We start from the raw sequence: 24942 nt of genomic DNA, 5'->3' as shown, positions 1-24942 counted from the left end.
CGCGCTGCGTTAGGCCGCCATGCCTGCAACATTGTCGATCTGCCCCGGCAGGAACAGCGACTGCACCATGTACAGCACCAGCAGCGACTGCATCCCGTAGAACGAAAACCGCTCCCACGCCTCGGTAAAGGCCAAATAAGCGAGGCCGCGGGGATGGCCGAGGAATGTGGCGGCATCACCTGCCGGTTCGCCAACGGGGGCGATGCTCATCCCGCCGCATCCATCAACACGATGTCCCAGCGATAGATGGCGGGCGCAGCCCTTTGTGCAACCAGCGTTGGCGCGCTCTGGCCTAGATCCTTGTAAAGGAAGTCCTTGGCGTTGGCCTCGGTTTCCTCGGGGAAATACATCTGCGTCACCAATTTCTGCGCAGTGCCGGTCACGTCAAAATGGATATGCGGCGTGCGAACACCCAGCGGGGTGTCATAGAATTTCGGCTTGATCGTCCTGATCCGCCATTCACCGCTGGTGCCGGTCACCAGCCGCGCCACGCCTTGAAAATTGGGATCGAGCGGCGCGGGGTTCTGATCATTGGCATGGTCATAGCGCCCGACAGAATTGGCCTGCCATATCTCGATCGCGGCGTTCTTCATGGGGTTGCCGTATCGATCGAGCACGCGGCCCGTCACTTCGATCACCTCACCCAGCGCGCGCGCGGTGCGGCCTTTGAGCATGGTCATGTCGAAATCATCTTCGCCGGAATAGCCCAGCGGATAGAACGGCCCCATCTGCGAATCCATGGTGGGCATGGGCCCAGGCGTCTGGGCCATGCCGCGCGTCGCGGCGAAGGCTCCGGCGGCTAGGGCAGATCCGGCAAAGGCGCGGCGCGATAGTGGTTTACCTAAGGATTTCATATTCAGGCTCCTGCTTTGTAGTTGGCATCTTCTTGCGGTGCAGGACGATCCCGATCGGAATGCACAGCGCGATCAGAACGGCCATGGTGAGCCCGCTCATCGGATCAGCCGCGATGAAGGCGATCAGCAGGCCGGTATCGATCAGGAGCACCAGTGCCGGCAGCACCGGATAGCCGATGGCGCGAAAGGGTCGCGGCAGATCGGGCTGGGACCCGCGCAGGCGGAACAGCGACGCATCGTAAATGACAAAGCCGAAAATGATCAGCGCACCCATCAGGCGGAACACAAATTCAAAGCTGCCTGAAAAGATCATCAACACGATCATCGCTGCGGTGATCGCGAAGGCGACATGGGGCGTGCCCCCAGCATTGACGCGCGATGCCATGGCAGGAAACAGCCCGTCGCGCGCCAGCCCGAACAGGATGCGCGGACCACCCATGATGTTGGCATTGAGCGCGGTTGACGCCAGAATGATCGCCAGCACGGCCACAGCCGTCGCTCCGCCCGGCCCGAACACATTGCCCAGCACCAGAGCGACCGGCAGGTCGGAGGCGCGGATCGTCTCCAGATCCAGCGCCTGCATGATGCTCACATTGAACAGCACATAGACCAGCGCGACCGCGCCGATCGAAAGCGCCATGGCACGGGGGATATTGGTCAGCGCATTCTTGTCTTCTTCCACAAAGACAATCGCGCTGTCCCATCCGGCATAGGCGCCGTAGACCATCTGATAGGCGACGATGACCGCGAAAAAACCCAGCGCAGGTGCATTGTCCTGTGCCACTTGGGTGAAAGCGCCGGGGCGCGGCGGATCGGCAAAGAACGCGATGCCGATAACCGCGCACAGCAGCATCAGCTTCACGCTGCTGCCAATGGTCTGGGCCATGCCGCCTTCGCGCACGCCCAGCAGGTGAATGGCAATGACGGGGAGGAGGAACAAGCAGGCGACAGGTGCGGTGTATCCGGCAAGTGACGGCAGCAGGATCGTTAGGAAGTCGGCGCAGACAATCGACAAGGAAGCGGCCGCCGCGCCATAAGATAAATAGGTCACCCACCCGGCCAGCAGCCCCATCGAATCCCCGAATGCCTCGCGCACCGCAACGAAGATTCCGCCTGTTCTGGGAATGCTGGTGACAAGTTCTGATGCGACATTTGCCGATAGCAGCACATGGACGCCGCCAAACGCCCACAGTGCCAGCACCAGCCATGGAAATGGCATCTCATCGATCACCGATCCGCTGGTGCGCATCAAACCCGCGCCGACCATCGCGCCCAACCCCACGGCTGCGGCAAAGGCAAAGCCGAGCCGCTTGAGCAATCGTCCATCAGTCGCGGCCGCATCAGCCATAAAAAAATCTTTCCTCGACAATCGCTCCGGCGCGCACCGTGTAGGTCGCGATTTCGCTGAAGGGTTCGCGCGCCCCTGTGGCGCGGCGGGTGATTTCCATGTCGATGAACAGCGCGAACTGATCGCCGGTGATGAACGGGCCGTCGATCAACACTTCCGCAGTCGCATTGCCCTCCAGCCACAGCGCCAACCGTGCGAGTGCTGCGGCTTTGCCGGTCGCCAGTACGGGTTGGCTTGAAGGCTGCTCGTCCGGGGCAAGGCAAACGATATCCTCGGCCCAGTATTTCCGTGCGGCGGCCAAAGCCTCGCCAGCGGCCAGCATCGCGGCATAGTCATTCGCGATCTCGGCGATGCTTGGCATGGGCGCATGTTGCTCCGTTGGAGGTACGACCCGGCAGATGACGGGTCGCAGAACCATCCGCCGGGCCACGCCTCGCCGCAGCCCCCGTGCGCGCCCGATCAACAGCGCGGCGCACGCTGCAGCGAGGCTTGGGGTGTCAGCGCTTCTTGAATTCCTGCAACAGCATCGCGCCCATCACGGTGCGATATTCAGCGCGGTTTCCAGCTGCGGCCTCATTCTCTTCGATGGTCTTCTTCGACCACGCGTCATAGGCTTCGGCCCGGCGCTCATCTTCGGCAGCGTCGGGAATGCTGGGGAAGGTCACCACCAGGTAGATCGACGGCTCTCCCTCGCGGGCATAGACGTTGCCGTACATCTTGTAGCCGGTGATCCAGCCTTGCGATTTGGCAAAGTCCTGATTGCGGGCCCATTCTGTGGCGAGGTATTGGGCGTATTTGTATGAACCGCCATCCTTGATGAATATTCCCGTCATCATGGAATATTCTCCGCCGACAAACGGCCATTCCTGCGCTGCTGCGGCGGTTGGCAAAGCCATCGGTGCAGTCACCATTGCGACACTTGCCGCCATCATCATGCTCTTAATCAATTTCATTGATCTTCTCCCTCTGGACACGCCTAAGATTGCGCGCGACTTCCTAAAAAACTATTCAAGATCATGTGGTTGCCAGCCCAGATGGGACGCCGGGCATCGCTGCGGGATCGCTGAGTTTGGCGGTGCTCCGAGGCGTGCGGATCGTCTCCAGCCGGCCATATCCAGCGAGCAGGCACAATATCGTGCCGAGACCCACGGAAAGCGCTGCGACCAGAAAGGCTGCGTCATAGCCGTAGTTGTCGACAATCTGGCCGTGGACGCCCGCACCAAGCGAGCGCACGAGGTTGGGAATGGCCATGAACAGCGAAAACTGGCTGGCAGCGACAAGTGGATTGGTCAGGTTCATCGACCAGGCAATGCCGAGCACCACTACTCCTTGCAAACCGCCCCAGAACAAGGAGATGTAGGCCTGCATGGCCAAGGTTCCGAAGGCCCCCGACGGAGCAAGATAGGCTGCCAGATTAGGCAGCAGCATCATGCTTGCGAAGGCCACAATAAGGACGCGGTTGCCAAAGCGGCGGCATAGCGGGCCGATCACGACCATCACTACGAGTGCAACGATGAAGCTGCTGATGCTTGTGAAATTGGTAAAAGCCTCGCTGCTCCAGCCCAATTCGGAGACGCTGAAAACAGGACCGACAACATCGACCATCCCCGCGCTCGATTGCATTACGCCAAAGCCGGCCAGAAACAGCGCGGTGCGCCATTGCACGAACCCGCGCAGCACTTTCCCCAGAATAGGCAGAAATTTCGTATGGCTGCGCGCCAGACATTCTGCCGAGGCCGTGCCGGCTGTCCATGGCAGAAGCCTCTCTCCGGGCCGTTCCCGCAAAACGGTGACGATGATGGTGAGCACCGCAACCACCGCCGCAGCCAAAGCAGCCGTCAACGCCACTCCGCCAACAACCAGCGCCGCACCCGCCATGATCGCGGTCCCGGAAATGCCAATCACTTGGCCGCCAAACATGAAGCCATTGACCTTCTCGCGCTCTGCTTCGGGCAAAATGTCGATCGCCATCCCATCCACCGCGACATCGTTCACAGCGCCGCACAGATTGAACGCAAAGGCCAGCCCTGCCAGCAGGGTGATCTCGTCAGGTCCGGGCGCGATGATAGCCGTGACCAAGAGTGCGGCCATCATCATCATTTGCGAACCGATGATCCATGCCCGCGTGCGGCCCATCGGGCTGTAGCAAAAACGCTCTATAACAAGACCATTCACAAGCTTCAGCGACCAAGGCAGCATCGCGGTGCCGATAAAGAAGCCGACTTGCCCGGCGCTCGCGCCATTGGCGACGAGCCAAGCGGGGATCGCCACCTGCACCAATCCAAATGGCACGCCTTGCGAGACATACATGAGGAAGAAGCCCAGCAGCCGCAGGCGGCGGCTTTCGGACAGCGCGGGGATCGCAGACAGCGCGCCCATCACCAATCCTCGCTCAGGCCGCAGCCGGCCTCGAACGGGTTCGGCGAGTTTGTCAGAACTTTCAGGAACTGGCCGAGGCTGCTGCCGCATCGGCTGGTCGGCATCACCTGATGCTTCGCCTGCGGAATTTCGGGTTCAATCGCCACTGGCGGGGCCGGGATCGCCATTTCGGCAAACCGCGCATTGACTGCAGCGTTCTGCGCAAATGCCGCAGCACTCAACGTAATTGCAGCCCCCGCTGCCACCCACACATTCCCAGTCAATCTGCGCAATGCTCTGGCCATGTCATGTCCCTCGACTACCGCAAGCAAAGGATCCCCGTCGGCGGCAAACCGGGTGTCCGGGCCGACCTGAAGGCATTCAATTTGTTTGCGTGTGACTAAGGCTGATAATGCGCCCCAACCCGAATGGGGGTCAACGGCGCTACCGTGAATAAAGCGTCAATTGTGACGGGGGCTCATGCTGGCGGGCCGGACATCACGTCGGGCCAGCCGTGTTTTTCCCATACGGCGACCAACCCGATGCGTTTGGCAAAGTCCATGAAACCGGGATGCAGCCGGGTCTGGCGGATCGGTTCGACATCGGCCCAGAGCGACATCAGGCCGACCATGTTGGGCGGCGTGATCTGCGTGCCCAGCGTCTTGAACACCATCGGCGCATAGCCCATCCAGATGGCTGGCCAGACGATTGTGGGATCATAAGGATCGGGCAGCGTGGCGTGCAGAAAATCCAGCGTCTGGCAGTATCGCTGGCGGTCTTCTTCCTTCCCGCTATTCACGCCTTTTGCAGCAAGCTGCCAATAGGCGTCCATCGCTTCTGGCCCCATCGGCTGTGTGCCTGCGGGCGGAAAAATCACCGAGTTCATCAGCAACCGGCCTTGAAAATACTGCTCCACGGCACGTTCATGGTCGCCCGAAGCCGCAGTTGCTACTGACCAATGGAGCGGCGGATTGCCCAGATCGGCCGAACGCTTCCCGGCAGCAATGGCCGCCTCGATATTGCCCATGTTGAGATGCGCAGCGCACAGCATCCCGTAGTTTCGGCCATCGACCGGATCCTGATCGATCGCCGCTTCGAGATAGGGCAGGGCCTGCCGGGTCCGCCCGCAATAGAGCAGAAAGGAACCCAGCCGCATCGTGACCGCCGGGTTTTCAGGCTCCAGCCGGTATGCTTCGAATGCAAGGTCAAGTGCGGCAAGCGGATCGTTCTGCGTCCACTGATACAGGCCCAGCATGGCCTTGGCATGGCCCTGATCGGGCGACAGGGCGATGGCCCTTGTTGCACATTCGGCCATCCGGTCCACCTGGCCAAGCTTGTCGAGGCAGGGGGTGTAGACGGCCGTGTAGACATGCGCTTCTGCCAGTGCCGTCCAGCATTCCGCAAAATCGGGATCGATCGTCAGCGCCTGTTCCAGCAGGTCGATCGCCGTGGCCAGAACGCCATCGCCTATCGCCCGGCGGGTCAGCGCGCGCCCTTGCAGATACAGGCCGAAAGCCTCCTTGTTGCTGGTCATCCGGCGCACAGCAGGCTCGGCAATTTCAAGCTTGAGCGCACCTGCCAATTCGCGCGTTACAGTCTTTGCAATGCCTTCGCGTGCAGCAAGGATGTCGTCGACCGTCCCTGCGAAACTGTAGCTCCAGCTTTCAAAGCCGGTTTGCCCTTCGATCAGGCGCACATTGATCCGGGTGTCGTCGTTTTGTCGTTGAACAGAGCCTTCGACCAGATGGGAAACCCGCAGCAAGTCGGCAATCTCCGGCAATGTCAGCGCGGTGTTCCTGAACTGGAACGATGATGTTCGCCCGGCCACCAGAAGCTGGGGAACCTGACCCAGCGTCGTAATCAGTTCATCGACAATACCATCGGCAAAATACCCCTGGTTATCTTCGCTGTCGTGGGACACGAACGGCAGCACTGCGACACGCACCCTTCCGCTGTGCAAATCACCCATGATGACCCGTGACGAGGTGGGATGCCGCGCCATCCACGCATCCAGCAGTCCGCCATGATCCGCCAGATTGCCTGCGGCCTTCAATCTGGCCAGCGCCGCGCTGACCTTGGTTTGCAATTGCTGTTCGGTCGCCTGTCTCCGCTCGGTCAGCCAGGTGTCGAATTCGTCCCCGAATTGCATCTGGTCGAGGATCGGCTTGCCGCCGATGGCCGCGATCAGCGCAATCGCCTTTGCCCAGTCACTATCGTCCAGCGCGCATTCCAGATCGGCCATATCGGATCGCACCAGATTGGCATTGAGTGCAATCCGGCTGCGCGACACATCAAGCAAATCGCATCCCAGCGCATCCAGCGTCTTGCCAAGCCCAAGCAGGCATTGCCGCAAACTGGCGCGCGCCTGCGCTTCGAACCGTCCAGTCCAAAGCAGCTTGCAGATATGGTCACGATCAAGCGGCTGACCGGATTGCAGCAAGAGCATGGCAACCAAAGCGCGCGCCCGGCGATTGGCAATTTCGATGTCTTGCCCGCAAACAGTCTTCAGCTGAAAGCTGCCATAAAGCTGGGCTTCCAACAGCATGTTCAGTTTGTCCCCCCCCAAGGGCGTCACTTGCTGACCAGCGCAACACACTGATCTGCGCTCGCCGCTGTCACCATCCATATGTCGGTTACGCAAAATTGGAAACATTAGCCTTCGTCCTGCTTGCGTGGACTGATGCAAGTACGATGAAATTCCCGATTTGCCCCACAACGGTTACGCCGCCGGATGACTGGGATAGTGGCACAATGCTGATGCTGGGATGCCCGGATGCGAAGGGCAGGAAACCACCCATCATCGGTCATGTGTGACGACCCGGCCCGAGTCCGAAAGCTGCCCTTGGGCGAGCGGCTGCTTGGTCAGTGCGCCTTTGGCGGTGCCTTATGCCGATAACTGGGTGAGGCTGACGCGACGCGCTTTGGCCTGACGCCCGTTCTTTCTTTCTGGCCAATCACGGCCAAGGAGAAAGATGATGACCTACTCTCACCTCGACTCTGCCATGCAGAATCGGGTCTCGTGGCATACCGGCAGAACCGTTGGAACAAAGCGGCCACTGACCCAAAAGCAGATTCGGGCAATCCGTTTCTACCTCGATCGCGAAAAGCGGTTCCGCGACCGCGCGCCGTTCGACCTCGCGATCGACAGCAAGCTGCGTGGCTGCGATCTGGTGAAGCTCAGGGTTGGCGGCCTCGTCGCCGGATCTGAAGTCCGCACCCGTGCGATGATCATTCAGCAGATGACAGGGCGACCCGTTCAATTTGAAATCACCGCAGATGCAAGCGCCAGCCTTGCAACATGGCTACTTCGGCGGAGCAACACCATTGATAAGTTCGTATTCCCAAGCCGGATCCTTTTGGGACAACCGTTAAGCACCCGGCAGTATGCGCACCTTGTCGATGAATGGGTCACCGCAGGCGGGCTGCGGCGCGAAGATTATGGCACCCACTCCATGCGTCGCACCAAAACAGCGATGATTTACCGCATGACCGGAAACCTGCGTGCAGTGCAGATCCTGCTGGGCCATTCAAAGATTGAAAATACCGTCCGCAACCTCGGTGTCGTTGTGGAGGACGCCCTTGTCCTGGTTGAGCGTGTCGAGATCTGAGCACCATGGCGGCCGTCGGTCAGGCTCCGATGCCCGCTTTTGGTGACGAGCGAATATCGCCGAACCGGCAACAAGTGGGTGGCTTTGCGACGGTCAGCTTTTATCAGGCATTGCGTTTTAAATGAAAAATTGACCCGGTCGCATTGTCGGCAGCAATGCGCCCTGCATAGTGCAAAGCTTCAAATGGACTGTAAATTCTCAATGTCCACAGTCTTCAGCAAATCGCCTTCTACAACATTCTTCTTCGTCAATCCTGAAAACTTCTCGCCTACACGAACCTGCTCGGTCCATTTGGAAATCCAATCAGTGTTTGGGAAAGCACCATTAAATCGAATTTCTGGGCGTGTGCCATCATTTAGGGACGTAAGATAAGCATGATTCCGGAATAGCCCTGTCCGATATATCTTATCGACCCTAAATATCATGAAACACTCCATTTGACCGGTCATTTACGGCTCGACAGTAGACGGTCGGCTATCGAGTAAGCTGCCAGAGGGCCTCAGCGTCTTCAAGGGGGTCGTTTTCAGAATGGCAGAAATTTTTCAGGAGCGTGGCAAAGCCGCAAGACAGCTTTCAGGATCGCGCATTAGCCCGCTCATGGCTGGTCTTGGGTAATTAGGCGGCGGTCCGGGTTTTATGCTTCGATCGAAAACTGGCCGTTCCGTTTGCTATTTGATGGGCTTCAAGTGCGGTAGTTATGGATAGCCATGCCGCCGATTGTGAAGACATTTCGAGCTTCGACGTTGAAGCCCTGACGTTCAAACAAGCGACGGGCGCCTTCACTCGCATCTACAAAAAGAAGGGAAATCCCTGCTCGTTTCGCAGCAGCCTCAAGCGCCGCATAGATCGCCGATCCTACGCCAGTCCCCACCAAGTCGGGGCGGCAATACAGATGATCGCTGTGACCGTCGGGCTCTCAATCACCATAGCCAATGGGGCAGTTTTCGTCATCGACCGCTAACCGCTCCATAAAAAGCGGTTGAGTCCATTGCTCAATAGGAGGCGCAAAGGATCAGAACACGCGCATCGCTTCCAAGAAAGCTTTGAAAGCGGCAGTGGGCTGACGTTTGCTGGGATAGTAGATGTGGCACGGTGGGAGGGTCGGCGCCCGTCCGGACATTATCTCCACAAGATCACCGGACCGAAGGTGAGATGCGGCCTGATCCATGAGCAGGCAGCAAACCCCAAGACCTTGCAGCGCGGCATCGCGCATTATGTCGATATCGCTGGTGACGAAGTTGGTCGGCACAGCCCGGTCCATGCGCTCGCCGTCATATTCGAATTCCCAGCGGTGGATCGCGCCAGATGTGGCATGTCGATAGCTGATGCATCGATGGCTACCGAGGTCCTCCGGGTTCTCCGGGCGTCCGTGCAGGTCGAGGTAAGAAGGCGAAGCGACGAACACGAGGGCAAGGGGCTCGCTGATCCGCACTGAGATCATGTCCGCTTGCAGTGCTTTGTCGTGCCGCACTCCGCAATCGAAGCGCTCAGCGACGATATCCACCAGTCCGTCGTCTACGCTAAGGTCTATCGATACGTCCGGATAGTCTCGCGAGAACTTGGGAAGCCTCGGCAGGATCAGATAAGCGGCGGCGGGTTTGTGGGCGTTGACGCGAACGCGCCCGACCGGGCGGCTGCGGACGCTGTCCAATTCACCAAGCACATCCTCGACCGAATCCATCGCCGGTCGCAACCGTGCGAGCAGCGCTTGCCCGGCATCGGTCGGGGCGAGTGAACGGGTGGTACGGTTGAGCAGACGAATACCGAGACGCACTTCGAGAGCTCGCATCGCATGGCTCAAGGCGGAAGGGGATATGCCCAGTCGTTTGGCCGCTCCTGCGAAGCTTCCCGCATCGACGATTTCTGCGAACACCGCGAGTCCCGACCATACGTCACGGTCCATTCGTGAATATCCTTCAGCAACCCATTCTGCTTTTACGCCCTAATCAATTCATGTCCCGCGCTCCACATCTTTCCCAAGACATTCTTGGAGACCATGCATGAACCTCGCTACCCTTCGCCCACTCGGATCGTCCGGCCTGCTCGTCAGCCCCCTCGCGCTCGGCACCATGACCTTCGGCACCCCGCGTTGGGGCATGGACGAGGCGGCCAGCAGGTCCGTCTTCGATCGCTATGTCGAACTGGGCGGCAATTTCGTCGATACCGCCGATGTGTACTCCGGTGGCGCGTCGGAGGAGATGGTCGGCAAATTCGTCGCCGAAGCTGCGCTGCGCGAGCAGATGGTCCTGGCGACCAAATCCGGATTCAACACCGGCAACGGCCCTCATGAAGGTGGTCAGGGACGGCGTCATATCGAAGCTGCGGTGGATCGCTCACTCAAGCGAATGCAGACCGATTATATCGATCTCTACTGGATCCACATTTGGGATGGGATCACCCCGGCTCTGGAACTGCTGCAAACGATGAGCGGCCTCGTTGCCAGGGGCAAGGTTCGCTATTGGGGTCTGTCGAACAGCCCAGCCTGGTTCGTGGCGCAGCTTGCAACACTGGCGCGCGTGCATGGCCTGCCTGCGCCTATCGGGCTGCAATATTTCTATTCGCTAGTCGAGCGCGGGGTCGAGGACGAGCATGTGCCCTTGGCGCGGGAATTCGGCATGGGCCTCGTGCCATGGAGCCCGCTTGCCTACGGCCTGCTCACCGGCAAGTATGATCGCGCGACGGTCGAGGCAGGGCCATCTCGGTCGGGAGGCGTACCCAACAGCGGAGGAGACGCCGGTGACAGGCCGGATGATGACAAGCGTCTCGATGGCGACAATCCTTTTGGCGACCAACTGTTCACCGATCGCAACTGGCGCATCGTGGACGTACTGAAAAAGGTGGCTGCGGACATAGGCGAGACCCCTGCCCGTGTGGCGCTCGCCTGGGTGGCCGGACGTCCCTGCGTCGCATCCACGTTGATGGGAGTAAGCCGCGCGGATCAGGTGACCGACAATGTTGGTGCGTTGGGTCTGACCTTGCCTTCGGAAGCGAAAGCCGCTCTCGATTCCGCAAGTGGTGAAGGTGGCAAATTCCTGTACGGATTGTTCCATCCGGCGGCGCGCAACAAAATAGTGTTCGGGGGAGCCGACGTGATCGCACGACCCGCCGAAACTTGAGTATGACAGCACTTGGAAGCGGACGCCGACAGTCCGCTTTGGCCCGATGGAGGAGCGCAAGCCGGTAGTCCGCTATCGGCCCAGTTTCGGACCTTCGACGTGATCTGCCTTAACGACCGCTTTCAGGAACGTCCATGGATCGTCAGTACGACCGAGGTTGGGTGGCTAGCTGCCATTGCGGGCTGGAGTTACGAACCCTCCGCTCATTCAATTTGACCCTTACAATCTAAATCCGCAAACAGTCAGGATCCTACACTCCTGATTGCGGGCAAATTAAAATGAGAATCTTGATAGCGTTCTTCATCGCGGCGATGACATTGACGACGCCGTTATCGGCTCAAGATCGAACTTACGAACTCTCTGTGGACGACAATAACGAGGTCATATCCGTGTGGGAGGCCGAAGGTGAGCCGAAAGGCGCCATCCTTTTCGGGCACGGATGGGGCGCCGAACCAGCCCTGTACGATCGATTGTTCGATGGTTGGACCAAGCTGGGTTTCACGGTGGAGGCGCCGCTCAATCTGGACAGCGAAGTCCACCCCCGACACCAGGCGCTTCCTCCTGAAGGCTTTCCGCGCAGTCAAGCAATCATCGGACAGCGAATGCGGACCCTGATGGAACTTCGGAATGCAGCTTCAAAACGGGGCCGTCCTGTCGTGCTTGCCGGACACAGCTTCGGATCCTTCGTGGCGACGACCCAAGGCGAAGGGAAATGGGCATTCGGTCCGATTGAGGGGCCACGACCAGTCGCCATCCTAGCTTTCTCCTCACCGGGGATAATTCCCATGCTGGTTCCCGAATCTGCCTACGAGACTCTCGATCTTCCGTTCATGATGGTGACCGGAACGAAGGATGCGACAGGGACCTCCATGCCGACTTGGGAAGCGCATCGTTTGGCCTTTGACCGCAGTATCAAAGGCGACAAATACCTTGTCGTTGTCGAGGGTGGCGGACACAATCTGGCTGCCCTTGCTGAAGGGACGCCAGCGGAAGCAATCGTCGAGTGGTCCGGCCGTTTTCTTTCCGCATACGCCTTCAATAACGAAGCGGCGAAGACGAGTCTTACCTCTAGCGACGGTGAAGGACGCATTGCTATTGAACGTCGTTAAATCCGGCGTTGAGGAACGTCCGCAATGGGGTCGTTTGCCGAAAGGCAGCTTTTGGCAAAAATCCTGCCTTAGCTGCCTGTCTGCTATCGGGAACGCGCTGGGTGGTCGGTAATGACTGATGATGGGTGGATTGACGAATGTCGGCTTTTGTCACGTGTATGGGCGACGTAGAGGGCTTTTCCATGCGCGAGAGTTGAAAGCTGAATTCATAACCACATTGCATTGAAGATCGACGCTTATATTATCAAGCGATGCATGTGGGTGAGAGTTTGGGGGGAGCTGAATGAACACCAGAACCGTGCTGATCCTTGCTGGTCGAAGGCCAGATCGCTCGGATCCTCTGGCAGAGGCGCTTGGGATCTCGCATAAGTGCATGACGCCGGTGCTTGGTCGTGCAGCCATTGCATATGTCGCCGAAACCGTGGCACGTGCTCTCCCCGAAGCAGATGTGATTGTGTCGATCGAGCAGGAGGACGTTCTCGATCACGAGCCGACGCTTGATGCTCTCCGCGCCTCCGGACAATTGAAACTGATGCCTGCGAGCCGGACGCTGCTGGAAAGCGTGCTCGCTGCCGCCAAGGTCGCGCAGTTCCCTCTGCTGATCACCACCGCAGACAATGTGCTGCTGTCTGAAGACGCCGTTCACAGCGTCAATGGGTCTGGTTTCAGCAAAGTCGACGCCGTCGTGGTGTTGGCTCGCCGCGAAGCCATCCTTGCGGCTCATCCGGCTGGCAAGGGCCGATACTACGAGTTCAGAGACGGAGCGTTCTCGAACTGCAACCTCTTCTGGTTGCGCGACCGTTCGGCATTGCTTGCTGCTCAGCCTTTTTCGACGGGAGGGCAATTCTTGAAAACCAAGGGCCGGATACTGAAGGCGTTTGGGCTTCTCAATGCCATTCTGTTCGCAACCCGGCTACTCAGCCTTCGCGCGATGTTCGCCAGTGTTTCGCGCCGCTTGAAGGTCAAAGTCGTACCTATCATCCTTGCGGACGGGCGACTTGCAATCGACGTCGACGATTTGAACTCACTCAAGATGGTGGAGGATATCCTGACGCAGGACGCCCTGGAACAGGGCAAAGTCGCCTCCGCGTGACCTAGGTAACTTGTCCCACTGCCGGTGAATATCAGAATTGTCGTCGGGCTTACCTTCAGGGCGGCTTTGGGGTCGGTTCCTGAACGGCAGCTTTTGGCGGTGGTCGTGGGAAAAGCAGCCCTTCCTTAACCGCTGTCGCCCATCGGAACGCGGCGCACCGCCAGCCTTTCCTACACCATGCGCACCAGCCAGAATGCGGCGCACGGCCCGTCGCAATCGTCCCCTTGGCCGCGCATCATGCCTGCTGATGGCGCGCAGAAGTCCGGGGGGCTGTTTTCCTGTTCTGGACAGTGTCTCATGTGTCTCCAACAGCGGCGAACCTGAACGGCGGGCGGGGCGTCGGCGGGCGGCACAGGGTTGCGTTCTGCGGCAAAACCGCTATGCGCCCCGCTTCGCTTGCCCTCGGGCGATGCGATTCCGTGCGGGAGTCTCTGCAATTGCACGCAGCATTGACGCTGGACCGCTTAACATGAGCCTGCGCTGGAAACAGCGCGGCAACAGTGCGACAGGAGTAAGGCCCCATGGCCAAGAAAATTGAAGGCTATATCAAGCTGCAGGTGCCCGCCGGCTCTGCAACGCCCTCGCCGCCGATCGGTCCGGCGCTGGGTCAGCGCGGCGTGAACATCATGGAATTCTGCAAGGCGTTCAACGCTTCGACGCAGGAAATGGAAAAGGGCATGCCTATCCCGACCGTGATCACGGTCTACGGCGATCGTTCGTTCACCTTCATCACCAAGACCCCGCCCGCGTCGTACTTCCTCAAGAAGGCCGCAGGTCTGAAGTCGGGTTCCAAGGAGCCCAGCAAGATTTCGGCAGGCACCATCAAGCAGTCGCAGATCAAGGAAATCGCCGAAGCCAAGATGGCCGATCTGAACGCAAACGACATTGATCAGGCCATGAAGATCATCGAAGGCAGCGCCCGTTCGATGGGTCTCGAAGTGGTGGAGGGCTAAGCACATGACCAAGATCACCAAGAAGGCCAAGGAACTGGCTTCGCTCGACCGCGAAAAGCTTTACAGCGTTGATGAAGCACTGGGCGTGCTGCGTCAGTTCAAGACCAAGTTCGACGAAACCGTCGAAGTGGCGATGAACCTCGGCGTCGATCCGCGTCACGCTGACCAGATGGTGCGCGGCATGGTGTCGCTGCCTTCGGGCACCGGCAAGGACGTCAAGGTTGCCGTGTTCGCACGCGGCGACAACGCCGAAAAGGCGCTGGCTGCAGGCGCTGACAAGGTCGGCGCTGAAGACCTGATGGAAGACATGCTGGCCGGCAACCTCGATTACGACCGCGTGATCGCCTCGCCCGACATGATGGCCGTGGTGGGCCGCCTCGGCAAGACGCTCGGCCCCAAGGGCCTGATGCCGAACCCGAAGCTGGGCACCGTGACCCCCAATGTCGCGCAGGCGGTGAAGGATGCAAAGGGCGGCCAGGTCGAATACCGCGTCGAAAAGCAGGGTATCATCCACTCCGGCATCGGCAAGCTCAGCTTCTCGGACGATGCGTTGAAGGCGAACTTCAAGGCGCTGACCGAAGCGGTTGTGAAGTCCAAGCCTTCGGGCGCCAAGGGCAAGTATGTGCGCAAGGTCACCATGACCTCGAGCATGGGCCCGGGCCTCAAGGTTGACCTGTCGGAAGTCGAAGGCGCGTAAGTTCTAGGGCCTCAAGCGCCGGCGGGGCCATCCGGCCCCTGGCTACCGCGCCAATGGGCGCGACGGCCGGTCGGCCTTGCGATCCATGCAGGATCGAGATTGGTTTCCTACAGCGCTGCTCAGGCGTAACAGAAGGGGCCGGAAGCATCACGCTTCCGGCCCTTTCGTTTGCGTAGGGGGCGGGGTCGGGCCCCTTGTGTTTGTCGCCGCTGCTCCCATCTTGCGATGGCGCGGTTCCGCTGTGTCCTTTGGGGCCGTGCTTCATGAAAGAGGTCAGAATATGCCCGTTCCTCCAGAACGGATCGCCGGGCGGTTTTCGCCCAAATGGCTGGTCGCCGGCGTCGCACTCGCGACATTTGCCATGCTGATGAGTTATGACTGGCGCCTGGGTATGGCGGCCGGTTCGCTGTTGGGCGTGACGGGGGCGATGTGGATGTATCTTGCGGTGCGCTACGGCTCGCTCAGCGGCGCATCGTCGGGACGCACCGCTCTGGTGGCGCAGGTGCGCGCGCGCGAAAGCAACCGCCGCAATGCTGCGGCGCGGTCAGGTCTTGAGCAAGGCGCGGATCCGTTCCAGCGCCCCTGATCGCTGCGCCAGCGTTCGCGCGCCCTTCACGCCCGCATCGAAACCGGCCCGGGCGCCCAGTACGGCGCGGTTGGGGAAGGTGGGCTTCAGAAGGACAAGGCTGGAACAGGTCGCGGCGTGGGTGCCAAACAGGGCCTTGTGCGCCCCGTCACCCTCGGTGAAGTCGAACCAGCGGAAGCGCGCTTCGGCAAACAGAACCTCCAGCGCCTCCATCTGCAGAACGGTGCCTACCGAAAGCCGGGCCCAATCGGGGTCGTACCCCAGATGGGCATAGACCAAGGTGTCGCCTGTCACCGGTAACGCAAGGTAGGCCACCGGCTTGCCGTCGGCGTGGAGGACAAAGGCGCGGATCCGGTCGGCCTGTGCCAATTCCCGCATCGCCCGCCGGGCTGCTGGATCATCGGGAAGCCCGGCCCCCAGCAGGCGCGCCTGATAGGTCAATGCGGACAGCGGCAACGCGGCAGCAAGGAAGGTCGCGATCTCTTCGGGGGTGCGATACGCGGTGACAGTGTACCCGCCCGCGGCCTCCGAAAGCTTGCGGGCCTTGCGCTTCAGGGTGGAGCGGGTCTTGCCCGAAAACCGCGCCAGATACCCGTCAAAACCGCTGGCCATGTCGATGTAGTGGCGGTGGTAATCTTGCCGCCCTCCGGCAATGAACCCGTGGTAGTGCGCCGCCACCTGCGGCAAGGAAGCGGTGGGCGCGGACAGGATACGCACGCCATCGGCGCCGCTGAGGGGCGGATGCGGCAGGCGGGCGGTCAGTACATCCTCCAGAGTGAAGGACCACGTCGAAAGGGCGCGCGGCACGCTGAACAGCCGGCGCGAACCCAGCGTGAAATCGATCCCGGCGCGTGCCATCAAACCCGCTAGATCGCGCCGTACAGCGCGTTCGACACCAGCTGTTCGGCCATGCGCATGCCTGTGCGCACCGCGCTGGCGGGAAGCGGTTGCTGCCCCGTCCCGGTCAGACGCAAGGCGGGCGGCATGTCGGCATAGGTGGCCGACGTGACCCCGCGCATCGTCGACAGATGTCGCAGCAGACCGGCAAACCGGCGCCGCACGATGTGATTGGCGGCCATGGTGCGCCGGTTGAACAGCTCGAACGAATGGCTGACCAGGGTGAAGCTGCCTCGCCCGCCGTCGCGCGCGTGACGGATCGCGCCGAGCATCTCGCTGAGTGTGAGCGCCGTGATCTGGGCATGCCGCAAACCGCCCCCCATGGCGCCGATCGCGCCGACCGGAACTTCCAGTACGCCCATATGTCCCACCGGATCGCGCACGTCTTCACCCAGCGCGATGCGGCAGGCCCCTTTCCCGACAAGCGCAGGGCAGTGGCTGCTGTCATAGGCGATTCCAATCGCGGCAAGCGCGCGCAGGGTATCGTCATTGGCGCCGTAATTGCCAGCGCGGAAGGCCACCGGCGGTGGCGCACCAGCGGCGATCAGGGTCGAACGGGCAAAATCCAGAACAGCGCACTGATCTTCAAACGAAAAGTCGGCAAGATTGGTGCCTGTCGCGCCAGACCCCAGCGGGCTCGCCGCACCGGCCAGCGCGAGCCATTCAGTATGACAGTGAAGCTGCACATCCTGTCCGGCAGCGATGATGGGGCCAACAATGTCTTCGATCGCTGCGACCCCCCAGATCATCGCGGGCATGGGATCGACGAAAAACACCGCCTTCTGACCGTACTGTTTGAGCAGATCGAGCTTGTGCGCGATGCCCACCGGGCCTTCGGGCGTAATGCATGCAATCGAGCGAGCAAAATTGTCGGCTCGGTCCGCAACACCGGAGCCGGAATACAGACCAGAGCTATACTCGGTATCAATCGTGATGAACACACGCGTCATTGCGCATATCGGTCTACTGGCAAAGGGTTAAGAGCCCCTTGATCTTGCGCCCGGTGCGTCAGATGCCGCCGGGTGTGACGCTATGGCCCTGCGTTACGAGCATGTCCGTCAGGCTGGCGCAGCAAGCTTGCAGATCGTCTGCGCTGACCGATCGCACCACGAAGTTGGCGCCCACCCGGCCTTCGCGGAAAAAGGGATAGGAACCGATCTGGCAGGTGGGATGCGCAGCTTCGCTCTGGCGCAGCAGGTCGGCCACTTCACTTTCTGCGACCCAGCAGCCTAGCGTTTCAGTGAGCAGCGGCGCGCCGCCTTCAAGCTCGCCGGTGAGCGCGTCGAGCATCCCGGCGGTGATGTGCGGCACGCCCGCCATCAGGAACAGGTTGCCGCGGCGGATACCGGGTGCGCCCGACATGCGGTTGGGGATCAGTTCCGAACCTTCGGGCACACGCGCCATCCGCAAGCGGCCTTCGTTCAGCCCGCCGCGGCTTTCATAATAGCGTTCCAGCAGCGCCCGCGCTTCGGGGTGAATGACCACGGGGACGCCAAGCGCGGCGGCCACAGCGTCAACCGTGATGTCATCATGCGTGGGGCCAATGCCCCCGGTGGTGAAAAGATAATCGTAAGCAGCGCCCAGCGCGTTCACCGCTTCGACAATCCGTGTCTCGACATCGGGGACTACGCGAACTTCGGACAGGCGGATGCCCTGCACCTGAAGCCAGCTGGCGACCTGCGCGATGTTCTTGTCCTGCGTGCGGCCGGAAAGGATTTCATCGCCAATGACGATAAGTCCGGCGGTCCAGATCTTTTGCGAAGCGGTCATGCGCAAGGATTAGGCGAAGGCGGGCGTAATCGGAAGAGGATAGTGGCCTGCCGCCATGCCTTATTCCGCAGCTTCCAGCTGGTCTTCGCCGCGTTGCGCATTGGCACCGGCGCGGGAGAAGGTCAGTATCCCGTCTGCCAGGGGATCATCCTTCATCCGTTTGCGATCGACCACATATTCCTGATTGAGCCGCCAGGGGTAACTGATCGAATTGCGCGGCATGATGTGCTTGCCGCGCTGGATATATCCTGACGAGAAATCGAACACGTCATCTTCGGTGATCGCGGCCTCGCCCTGCGCAGTCAGCACCGGGGTTGCGATGGTGCTGCCGGACTTGCGCATATGTTCAAGCACGCGGCAGACATAGTCCGAATTGATGTCAGCCCGCAGCGTCCAGCTGGCGTTGAGGTAGCCGAAAACGACCGCAAGGTTGGGCAGGTTCGAGAACATGCAGCCCTTGTAATAGAACCGCTGGTTGAACTTCACCGGCGCGCCATCGACGCGGACGTCGATCTTGCCTGCGACCGCGAGCTTGAGGCCCGTGGCGGTGACGACGATATCGGCCGGGATGAACTGCCCGTCGGTCAGCGTCACGCCGCCCTTTTCGAACCGGGCGATCTGACCGGTGACAACATCGGCCCGGCCTGCCTTCATCGCGGTGAAAAGATCCTGATCGGGCACAAGGCACAGCCGCTGTTCCCACGGATTATAGGGCGGGGTGAAGGTCGCCTTGTCATAATCCGGGCCCAGCGCCTCTTCGATCTTCTTGTAAAGCGCGTCCTTCACCTTTTGCGGGTTGTCGCGCGCCAGTTTGAAGCTGAAGTCCTGCATCTTGATGTTTTTGAACCGCGTCAGCCGGTAGGCGAGCTTTTCGGGCAGGATCTTGCGCAGGAAATTGGCAAAGGCATCCTTGGCCGGGCGCGAGAACATCCAGGTCGGCGTGCGCTGAAGCATCGTCACATGCGCCGCTTCGCGCGCCATCGACGGCACGATCGTCACCGCGGTCGCCCCCGATCCGATCACCACCACGCGCTTTCCCGCGTAATCAAGATCGTCGGGCCAGAACTGCGGGTGGAGCACCTCCCCTTCAAATTCGCCAAAGTCGAAGCCGGGATCGTAAGGCTCGTCGTAATCGTAATAGCCGGCGCCCAGATAGACGAAATTGGCGGTCATGTGGGTGCGCGTGCCGTCGGCCTTTTCCAGTTCGACATGCCAGCGTGCGTCATCATGGTGGAAATCCGCGCTAACGACCTTGTGGCCGAAGCGGATGTGCTGGCGGATGCCGCGTTCATCGACGATCCGGTCGAGGTAATCGAGGATCGCAGGCGCGTCCGCGATGCTCTTTTCGTGGGTCCAGGGTTCGAAATCGAAGCCCAGCGTGTGCATGTCGCTGTCCGAACGGATGCCGGGATAGCGGAACAGGTCCCACGTCCCGCCCAGATTGTCGCGGCGTTCGACGATGCAATAGGAATGGTGCGGGGCTTTCATTCCCATGTGCGCGGCCATCCCGATGCCGGAAATGCCGGCACCCACGATCAGCACGTCGAAATCTGGCGGTGTGGCAAGCATGGGTCTCTCTCTCCCTCAAGCGTGCGATGTAATCACACGTACCCGACAAAAGCGAGTCTTGAATGGCAAAGTGCAACTGAGTTTTGCCGCGATGCTGTCGGGGTGACGTGCGCTGTTCGAACGGTTAGAGGCGCTGGCATGATCCTTTGCACCCGCTTTGCCGCCTGTCTGCTGCCGCTGCCTATGTTGCTGCCCGTTGCAGCATCGCTTTCCGCGCAGGATCAGCCTGCGACCGAGCCAGAGGATGTGGGTGAAGACATCATCGTCACCGGACGCGGGCTTGATGCCGCGCTCTCGACAGGGATTTACGCCACCACCACGCTTGAACGCGATGTAATTGTCGCCAGTCCTTCTGGCCGGATCGAAGACGTGCTGCGCGGTGTGGCAGGGTTTCAGCAGTTTCGCCGGTCCGATAGCCGCTCGTCCAACCCCAGCGCTCAGGGCGTGACGCTGCGCGCGCTCGGCGGCAATGCGACCAGCCGCGCTCTGATGCTGCTTGACGGGGTGCCGCTCGCCGATCCGTTCTTTGGCTACATTCCGCTTTCGGCGATTGCGCCCGAGACGCTGGGGCAGGTTCGGGTGACGCGTGGGGGTGGGTCGGGACCGTTCGGAGCAGGCGCGCTGGCAGGCACGATCGAGCTGGAGAGCGCGGGGCCGGGCACCGCAGCGCCGGTGCTGGGCAGCGCCGCGATCAACAATCGGGGCGAAACCGAGCTTTCGGGCGTGCTGACACAGCGGCTGGGCCGCGGTTTTGCCACCGCGAGCGGGCGCTGGGACCGGGGGCAGGGGTTCTTTACCACACCTGACGATCAGCGCGTCCCCGCCACGGCACGCGCCGCCTTCGATAGCTGGAACGCCGCGCTGCGCGCCGCCGCGCCCCTGACCGACGAAGTAGAGATGCAGGCGCGCGTCGGCGTCTTTCGCGATGCCCGCACGCTGCGCTTTGAAGGAGCTGATTCCACCAGCACGGGCGAAGATGCGTCGGTGCGCTTCGTCGGGCGCGGGGCCTGGGCTTTCGATGCGCTCGCCTATGTCCAGACCCGCGATTTTTCCAACGTCGTGATCTCGTCGACCCGGTTCACCCCCACGCTCGACCAGCGCCGCACCCCGTCGACAGGGATCGGCGGCAAGTTCGAGCTGCGCCCGCCGGTTCTGGAAGGGCACGATATCCGTATTGGCGCCGATTATCGCCGCGCCGACGGGGAGTTGCAGGAAGACGCGTTGAACACCGTCACCGGGGCGATCACCGAACGTCGCCGCGCAGGGGGGGCGACCGGCAATCTGGGCATCTTCATCGAAGATGACTGGCAGATTGGCCCATTGCTGATCAACGGCGGTTTGCGCGCTGACCGCAGCAACATCACTGGCGGCTTTTACCGCGCGGTCGATGCGAACGGTGTCGCGGTGAGCACGGTGTCCGCCGATGACCGCAGCGACTGGTCGCTGAACTGGCGCGCCGGGGCCGCGTTCAATGCAACCCGGCGCCTTGATTTGCGCGCCGCCGCCTATACGGGTCTGCGCCTCCCCACCCTTAACGAACTCTATCGTCCCTTCGTGGTCTTCCCGGTGGTGACACAGGCCAATGCCGCGCTTGAAAACGAGCGGCTTGAAGGGTTCGAGATCGGGTTTGACTGGCAACCGGTCAATGCGCTGGTGGTATCGGCCACGGCCTTTGACAATAAAGTCGAAAACGCCATCGCCAATGTCACCCAGGCGCCCAATCTGCGCCGCCGGGAGAACCTGTCTGCCATAAAGGCGCGCGGGATCGAAGCCAATGTGCTGGCGCGGTTCGGTGCTGTCAGCATTAATGGCGCGCTGGCCTGGACCGATGCGCAAGTGCGCGGCGAGGGCGCGTCCGCCGATCTCGATGGGAACCGGCCGTCGCAAACCCCTGAATGGGCCGCTACGCTGACGCTGGGTTGGCAACCTGCCACAGGTTGGAACGTGGCGGGGACCGTGCGCCATGTGTCTGTCCAGTTCGAGGATGACCGGGAGACTGACCGCCTTGCCCCTGCAACCACGATCGACGCCTTTGTTGCAGCCCCGCTAGCCGGTAACCTGTCGCTGATCCTGCGCGGCGAAAACCTGACTGACGAGGCGATCGTCACCCGCAATCAGGGCGGGTCCATCGACCTCGGCGTGCCGCGCACCTTGTGGATCGGACTACGCCACGGGTTCTGACTGCAAATACAAACCTTGAAATATAATTGCGCTGTATGGATGCGGGGTGATGACATGCTGCGCCGCAGCACAAGATGTGGCATTTTTGCTACTGTCCGCCATTAGTTTCACGCGTCTCTTGTTAGGTCGCGTGGTGCTGATAGGTTCCTTTCACAAGCCCAAGACCGGCATCAAGACCGGCGGGCGATGTGGAGAGAGGAAAGCCATGACGCGCAAGTTCGCACATTTCGCCTGCGGCCTGTTGGCCTGCAGCGCGCTGACAACACCCGCCTTTGCCCAGGATGACGACGTCGATACGCAGCCCACGGTTCGGGATGACAGCGTCATCATCGTGACTGCGACGCGCCGCGCGCAGGACGTGCAGGATATTCCGTTGGCAGTGACGGCGATTTCGCCCCAGCAACTTGAAGCGCAGCGTGTCGTCAACATCCAGCAGATCGCCGCGCTTGCCCCCAGTTTCACCGCCAGTCAGGCGCAGCTTGCATCGGGTTCGGTGGTGCTGCGTGTGCGCGGGATCGGGACGACGTCGAACAATATCGGCTTTGAAAGCGCGGTCGGCATCTTCATCGACGGCGCGTATCAGGCGCGACCCGGCGTGGCGTTGAGTGAATTCGTCGATGTCGAACGGGTCGAAGTGCTGCGCGGTCCGCAGGGCACGCTGTTTGGCCGCAACACATCGGCAGGCGCGCTGAACGTGACCAATGCCCGGCCCGATGTCACCGAATTCAGCGGCTTCGTGAATGCTGAATACGGCAATTTCGATGAAAAAAGCCTGCAAGGCGCGATCAACGTGCCGATCGTCAAGGATACGGTCGCCATACGTCTGACAGGTGCATACCGGGAACGCGACGGTTTCCTTGATGTGGTCGACCGGACGGGCGCCAAGATCGGTGAAACCAACGATGTCGATCAGTGGCTGGTGCGCGGCCAGATTGGCTGGGACACCGAAAGCGGCCTGCGCGGCCGGCTTATCGCGGATTATTCGAAGAGCACATCAAGCTGCTGCGGCGCGATTGAACTGTATCAGTCACCGCTGGTTACCGCCGGCGCCTTTGCTGCGGTGGGGCTTGGTGCAAATGGCGGCAACGGGCAGCCTGTTGTGGCCACGACGCGCAACGATCAGGCCACATTCGAACAAGCGATGGACAATCGCGTCGTCTCGGCCAACTTTGCGCCCAACGCCGATATCGAAAATTACGGCGTGACAGGCGAACTTGAATTCCCCTTGTCCGATAATGCCGATCTCATCTTCATCGGTTCGTACCGCAAGTACGAAAGTTTTGAACAGTATGATTCCGATTTCACCGCTCTTGATATTTTCGATGTCGATGCGCTGAACCTGGAGATCGAGAACTGGACGGCCGAACTGCGGCTTCAGGGCGAAGGTCTTGAAGGCAAGCTCAACTACATGATCGGCGGGTTCTATTCAGATGAAACCATCGACCAGTCGATCAATTTCTCGCTCGGCGCTGATTATGATCGCAACTTTGGGGCGTTCCTTGGTGCCCTGGCCGGGCCGACCCCGTTCCAGACCTTCACCGGGGTCAACCCGGCAGGCACAAGCAGCACCAATCGCTTCCAGCAGGATGCCAAGAGCTACGCAGTCTTCACGCACAATTCGCTGGAGATCATCGACGGTCTGGAACTGACGGTTGGGGCGCGCTATTCTTGGGAAGAAAAGTCCGGCGGTTTCAGCCAGACCGCGGTGAACAATCAGATCTGTCCGGCAACCATCGGGGCGCTGGGCACGATTGCCGGGGTCAATGCGGCGCTGGTGCCGGCCTTTGTCGGGGTCGGGTGTTTCGGCTTTACCGCCCCTGTGAACCTGCCGCAGGCGGCCGCCTTGCCGTTGCCGCGGACCTTCCAGTCCGATTTCGACGATGAAGAACTGATCTACACCGTCAAGCTTGGGTACGAATTCAGCCCGTTCGTGAACAGCTACGCCAGCTTCACCCATGGTTACAAGGCGGGCGGCATCAACCTCGACACCACGGCAGCAGTGCTGGGCGCTGACCCCACCTTCCTGTCCGAAGAAGTGGATGCCTATGAAATCGGGGTAAAGGCGCGGACGGCCGATGGCGCAGTCACGCTGAATGTCGCGGCCTTCTACGAAGAATTCAGCAACTTCCAGGTGCTTGAATTCACAGGCACGGCATTTGCCACGTTCAACGTGCCCCTCGCAGAAACCCGCGGCGTGGAAATTGAAAGCGTCATCCGGCCCAGCAACAATCTGAGCTTCAATTTGGCAGCGACCTTCCTGGAAGCAAGCTACCCTGATGATTGCGCCGGCACGCAGACATCGGTTCAGGTCGTGGCGCTGTGCGGCAATACGCTGACCAACGCGCCCAAGATCGTGGCGCTGGCCGGCGCGCTTTGGGAACAGCCGATCAGCGATTCGCTGGAGCTCTTCCTGTCGGGTCAGGTCAGGATCGAAGGCGATCAGCGCACCTCGACGCAGGCGATCATCATCCCCACCGTCGCGCCTGGATCGACGCAGGCACAAGTTCAGGCTGCGGTCGATGCATCGGACCCCATCATCGCCGACATTCAGGATGGCAAGGCCTTCGTGAACCTGCGCGCAGGCCTGCGGTTTGGCCCGGAACAAAACTTCGCGATCGAAGGCTGGGTGAACAACCTGACCGACGAAGTGGTGCGCGGTGTGACCTTCAACACCACGCTTCGCAGCACCGGGGCAAACAATTCACGCTCTGCCTTCGTGCTGCCGCCGCGCCAATACGGCGTGACGCTGCGCGCCAAGTTCTAAGCGTCAGGGGCTTCGGCTGAAAAAGAAGGCGGCCCGGAA

Annotated in this window: 23 protein-coding genes; 9 read left to right on the top strand and 14 right to left on the bottom strand. The window is 60.7% G+C overall.

Translation table 11 applies throughout. From position 1 onward, the window contains the following. Positions 1 to 9: 9 nt before the first annotated feature. The 8 genes from SJY33_RS09900 to SJY33_RS09865 all read right to left on the bottom strand — a co-directional run bounded on the left by SJY33_RS09900 (position 10) and on the right by SJY33_RS09865 (position 7105). The gene (locus tag SJY33_RS09900) at positions 10 to 210 is read right to left on the bottom strand and encodes a hypothetical protein (RefSeq protein ID WP_379922596.1); all 201 of its coding nucleotides are present in this window, start codon (positions 208 to 210) and stop codon (positions 10 to 12) included. After that, a complete protein-coding gene (locus SJY33_RS09895; protein WP_379922595.1) occupies positions 207 to 854 on the bottom strand; it encodes a hypothetical protein in 648 nt (215 codons plus the stop codon). The genes SJY33_RS09900 and SJY33_RS09895 overlap by 4 nt, the downstream gene beginning before the upstream one ends. Then, the gene (locus tag SJY33_RS09890) at positions 838 to 2202 is read right to left on the bottom strand and encodes an APC family permease (protein WP_379922594.1); all 1365 of its coding nucleotides are present in this window, start codon (positions 2200 to 2202) and stop codon (positions 838 to 840) included. Before SJY33_RS09890 ends, SJY33_RS09895 begins: the two co-directional genes overlap by 17 nt. Further along, positions 2195 to 2563 (bottom strand): nuclear transport factor 2 family protein, encoded by a 369-nt coding sequence (locus SJY33_RS09885; protein WP_379922593.1) that lies wholly within the window; start codon positions 2561 to 2563, stop codon positions 2195 to 2197. The genes SJY33_RS09890 and SJY33_RS09885 overlap by 8 nt, the downstream gene beginning before the upstream one ends. Positions 2564 to 2699: 136 nt before the next feature. Further along, complete coding sequence (locus SJY33_RS09880; protein WP_379922592.1) at positions 2700 to 3155, bottom strand: hypothetical protein; 456 nt, start codon at positions 3153 to 3155, stop codon at positions 2700 to 2702. Between the two features lie 61 nt (positions 3156 to 3216). After that, on the bottom strand, positions 3217 to 4581 hold the full coding sequence (locus tag SJY33_RS09875) for an MFS transporter (RefSeq protein WP_379922591.1): 1365 nt from the start codon (positions 4579 to 4581) through the stop codon (positions 3217 to 3219). Next, on the bottom strand, positions 4581 to 4865 hold the full coding sequence (locus tag SJY33_RS09870) for a hypothetical protein (RefSeq protein WP_379922590.1): 285 nt from the start codon (positions 4863 to 4865) through the stop codon (positions 4581 to 4583). The genes SJY33_RS09875 and SJY33_RS09870 overlap by 1 nt, the downstream gene beginning before the upstream one ends. Positions 4866 to 5038: 173 nt before the next feature. Next, a complete protein-coding gene (locus SJY33_RS09865) occupies positions 5039 to 7105 on the bottom strand; it encodes a hypothetical protein (protein ID WP_379922589.1) in 2067 nt (688 codons plus the stop codon). 430 nt (positions 7106 to 7535) lie between these two features. On the opposite strand from SJY33_RS09865, the gene SJY33_RS09860 reads away from it, so the two are divergent. Next, on the top strand, positions 7536 to 8168 hold the full coding sequence (locus tag SJY33_RS09860; protein ID WP_379923565.1) for a tyrosine-type recombinase/integrase: 633 nt from the start codon (positions 7536 to 7538) through the stop codon (positions 8166 to 8168). Between the two features lie 682 nt (positions 8169 to 8850). Here SJY33_RS09860 and SJY33_RS09855 read toward each other — a convergent pair. Next, positions 8851 to 9039, bottom strand: a complete 189-nt coding sequence (locus tag SJY33_RS09855) for a GNAT family N-acetyltransferase (protein ID WP_379923564.1) — start codon at positions 9037 to 9039, stop codon at positions 8851 to 8853. A gap of 141 nt (positions 9040 to 9180) precedes the next feature. Next, complete coding sequence (locus SJY33_RS09850) at positions 9181 to 10071, bottom strand: LysR family transcriptional regulator (protein ID WP_379922588.1); 891 nt, start codon at positions 10069 to 10071, stop codon at positions 9181 to 9183. 97 nt (positions 10072 to 10168) lie between these two features. Here SJY33_RS09850 and SJY33_RS09845 point away from each other — a divergent pair, with 97 nt between their 5' ends. The 6 genes from SJY33_RS09845 (at position 10169) to SJY33_RS09820 (ending at position 15722) form a co-directional block, all read left to right on the top strand. Continuing rightward, positions 10169 to 11284, top strand: coding sequence for an aldo/keto reductase (locus tag SJY33_RS09845; protein WP_379922587.1), 1116 nt, complete (start codon positions 10169 to 10171; stop codon positions 11282 to 11284). A 287-nt stretch (positions 11285 to 11571) separates the two neighbouring features. Next, positions 11572 to 12393 carry an alpha/beta hydrolase gene (locus SJY33_RS09840; RefSeq protein WP_379922586.1) on the top strand — a complete coding sequence of 274 codons (822 nt, stop codon included), beginning with the start codon at positions 11572 to 11574 and terminating at the stop codon, positions 12391 to 12393. Between the two features lie 373 nt (positions 12394 to 12766). Further along, positions 12767 to 13486, top strand: coding sequence for a spore coat biosynthesis protein F (locus SJY33_RS09835; protein ID WP_379922585.1), 720 nt, complete (start codon positions 12767 to 12769; stop codon positions 13484 to 13486). Between the two features lie 521 nt (positions 13487 to 14007). Further along, a complete protein-coding gene (gene rplK, locus SJY33_RS09830) occupies positions 14008 to 14439 on the top strand; it encodes a 50S ribosomal protein L11 (protein WP_379922584.1) in 432 nt (143 codons plus the stop codon). Positions 14440 to 14443: 4 nt separating this feature from the next. Next, on the top strand, positions 14444 to 15136 hold the full coding sequence (rplA, locus tag SJY33_RS09825; RefSeq protein ID WP_379922583.1) for a 50S ribosomal protein L1: 693 nt from the start codon (positions 14444 to 14446) through the stop codon (positions 15134 to 15136). Positions 15137 to 15416: 280 nt separating this feature from the next. Further along, positions 15417 to 15722, top strand: a complete 306-nt coding sequence (locus SJY33_RS09820) for a hypothetical protein (protein ID WP_379922582.1) — start codon at positions 15417 to 15419, stop codon at positions 15720 to 15722. Here SJY33_RS09820 and SJY33_RS09815 read toward each other — a convergent pair. The 4 genes from SJY33_RS09815 to SJY33_RS09800 are packed head-to-tail and all read right to left on the bottom strand — an operon-like array spanning position 15681 to position 19958. After that, the gene (locus tag SJY33_RS09815; protein ID WP_379922581.1) at positions 15681 to 16580 is read right to left on the bottom strand and encodes a GNAT family N-acetyltransferase; all 900 of its coding nucleotides are present in this window, start codon (positions 16578 to 16580) and stop codon (positions 15681 to 15683) included. The two genes, SJY33_RS09820 and SJY33_RS09815, sit on opposite strands and share 42 nt — an antisense overlap. A gap of 8 nt (positions 16581 to 16588) precedes the next feature. Continuing rightward, positions 16589 to 17569, bottom strand: coding sequence for a hypothetical protein (locus SJY33_RS09810; protein WP_379922580.1), 981 nt, complete (start codon positions 17567 to 17569; stop codon positions 16589 to 16591). A 58-nt stretch (positions 17570 to 17627) separates the two neighbouring features. Then, positions 17628 to 18389 (bottom strand): competence/damage-inducible protein A, encoded by a 762-nt coding sequence (locus SJY33_RS09805; RefSeq protein ID WP_379922579.1) that lies wholly within the window; start codon positions 18387 to 18389, stop codon positions 17628 to 17630. A gap of 60 nt (positions 18390 to 18449) precedes the next feature. After that, a complete protein-coding gene (locus SJY33_RS09800; protein WP_379922578.1) occupies positions 18450 to 19958 on the bottom strand; it encodes a flavin-containing monooxygenase in 1509 nt (502 codons plus the stop codon). 138 nt (positions 19959 to 20096) lie between these two features. Here SJY33_RS09800 and SJY33_RS09795 point away from each other — a divergent pair, with 138 nt between their 5' ends. Both SJY33_RS09795 and SJY33_RS09790 read left to right on the top strand, forming a co-directional pair. Beyond that, positions 20097 to 22139 carry a TonB-dependent receptor gene (locus SJY33_RS09795; RefSeq protein ID WP_379922577.1) on the top strand — a complete coding sequence of 681 codons (2043 nt, stop codon included), beginning with the start codon at positions 20097 to 20099 and terminating at the stop codon, positions 22137 to 22139. Positions 22140 to 22344: 205 nt separating this feature from the next. Beyond that, the gene (locus tag SJY33_RS09790) at positions 22345 to 24903 is read left to right on the top strand and encodes a TonB-dependent receptor (protein ID WP_379922576.1); all 2559 of its coding nucleotides are present in this window, start codon (positions 22345 to 22347) and stop codon (positions 24901 to 24903) included. Positions 24904 to 24942: the final 39 nt, after the last annotated feature.

The sequence above is a fragment of the Erythrobacter sp. R86502 genome, from assembly GCF_042466465.1.
GTDB lineage: Bacteria > Pseudomonadota > Alphaproteobacteria > Sphingomonadales > Sphingomonadaceae > Erythrobacter.
The sequence above is the reverse complement of the archived record's forward strand: the minus strand, read 5'-3'. Positions and strand labels throughout refer to the sequence as shown.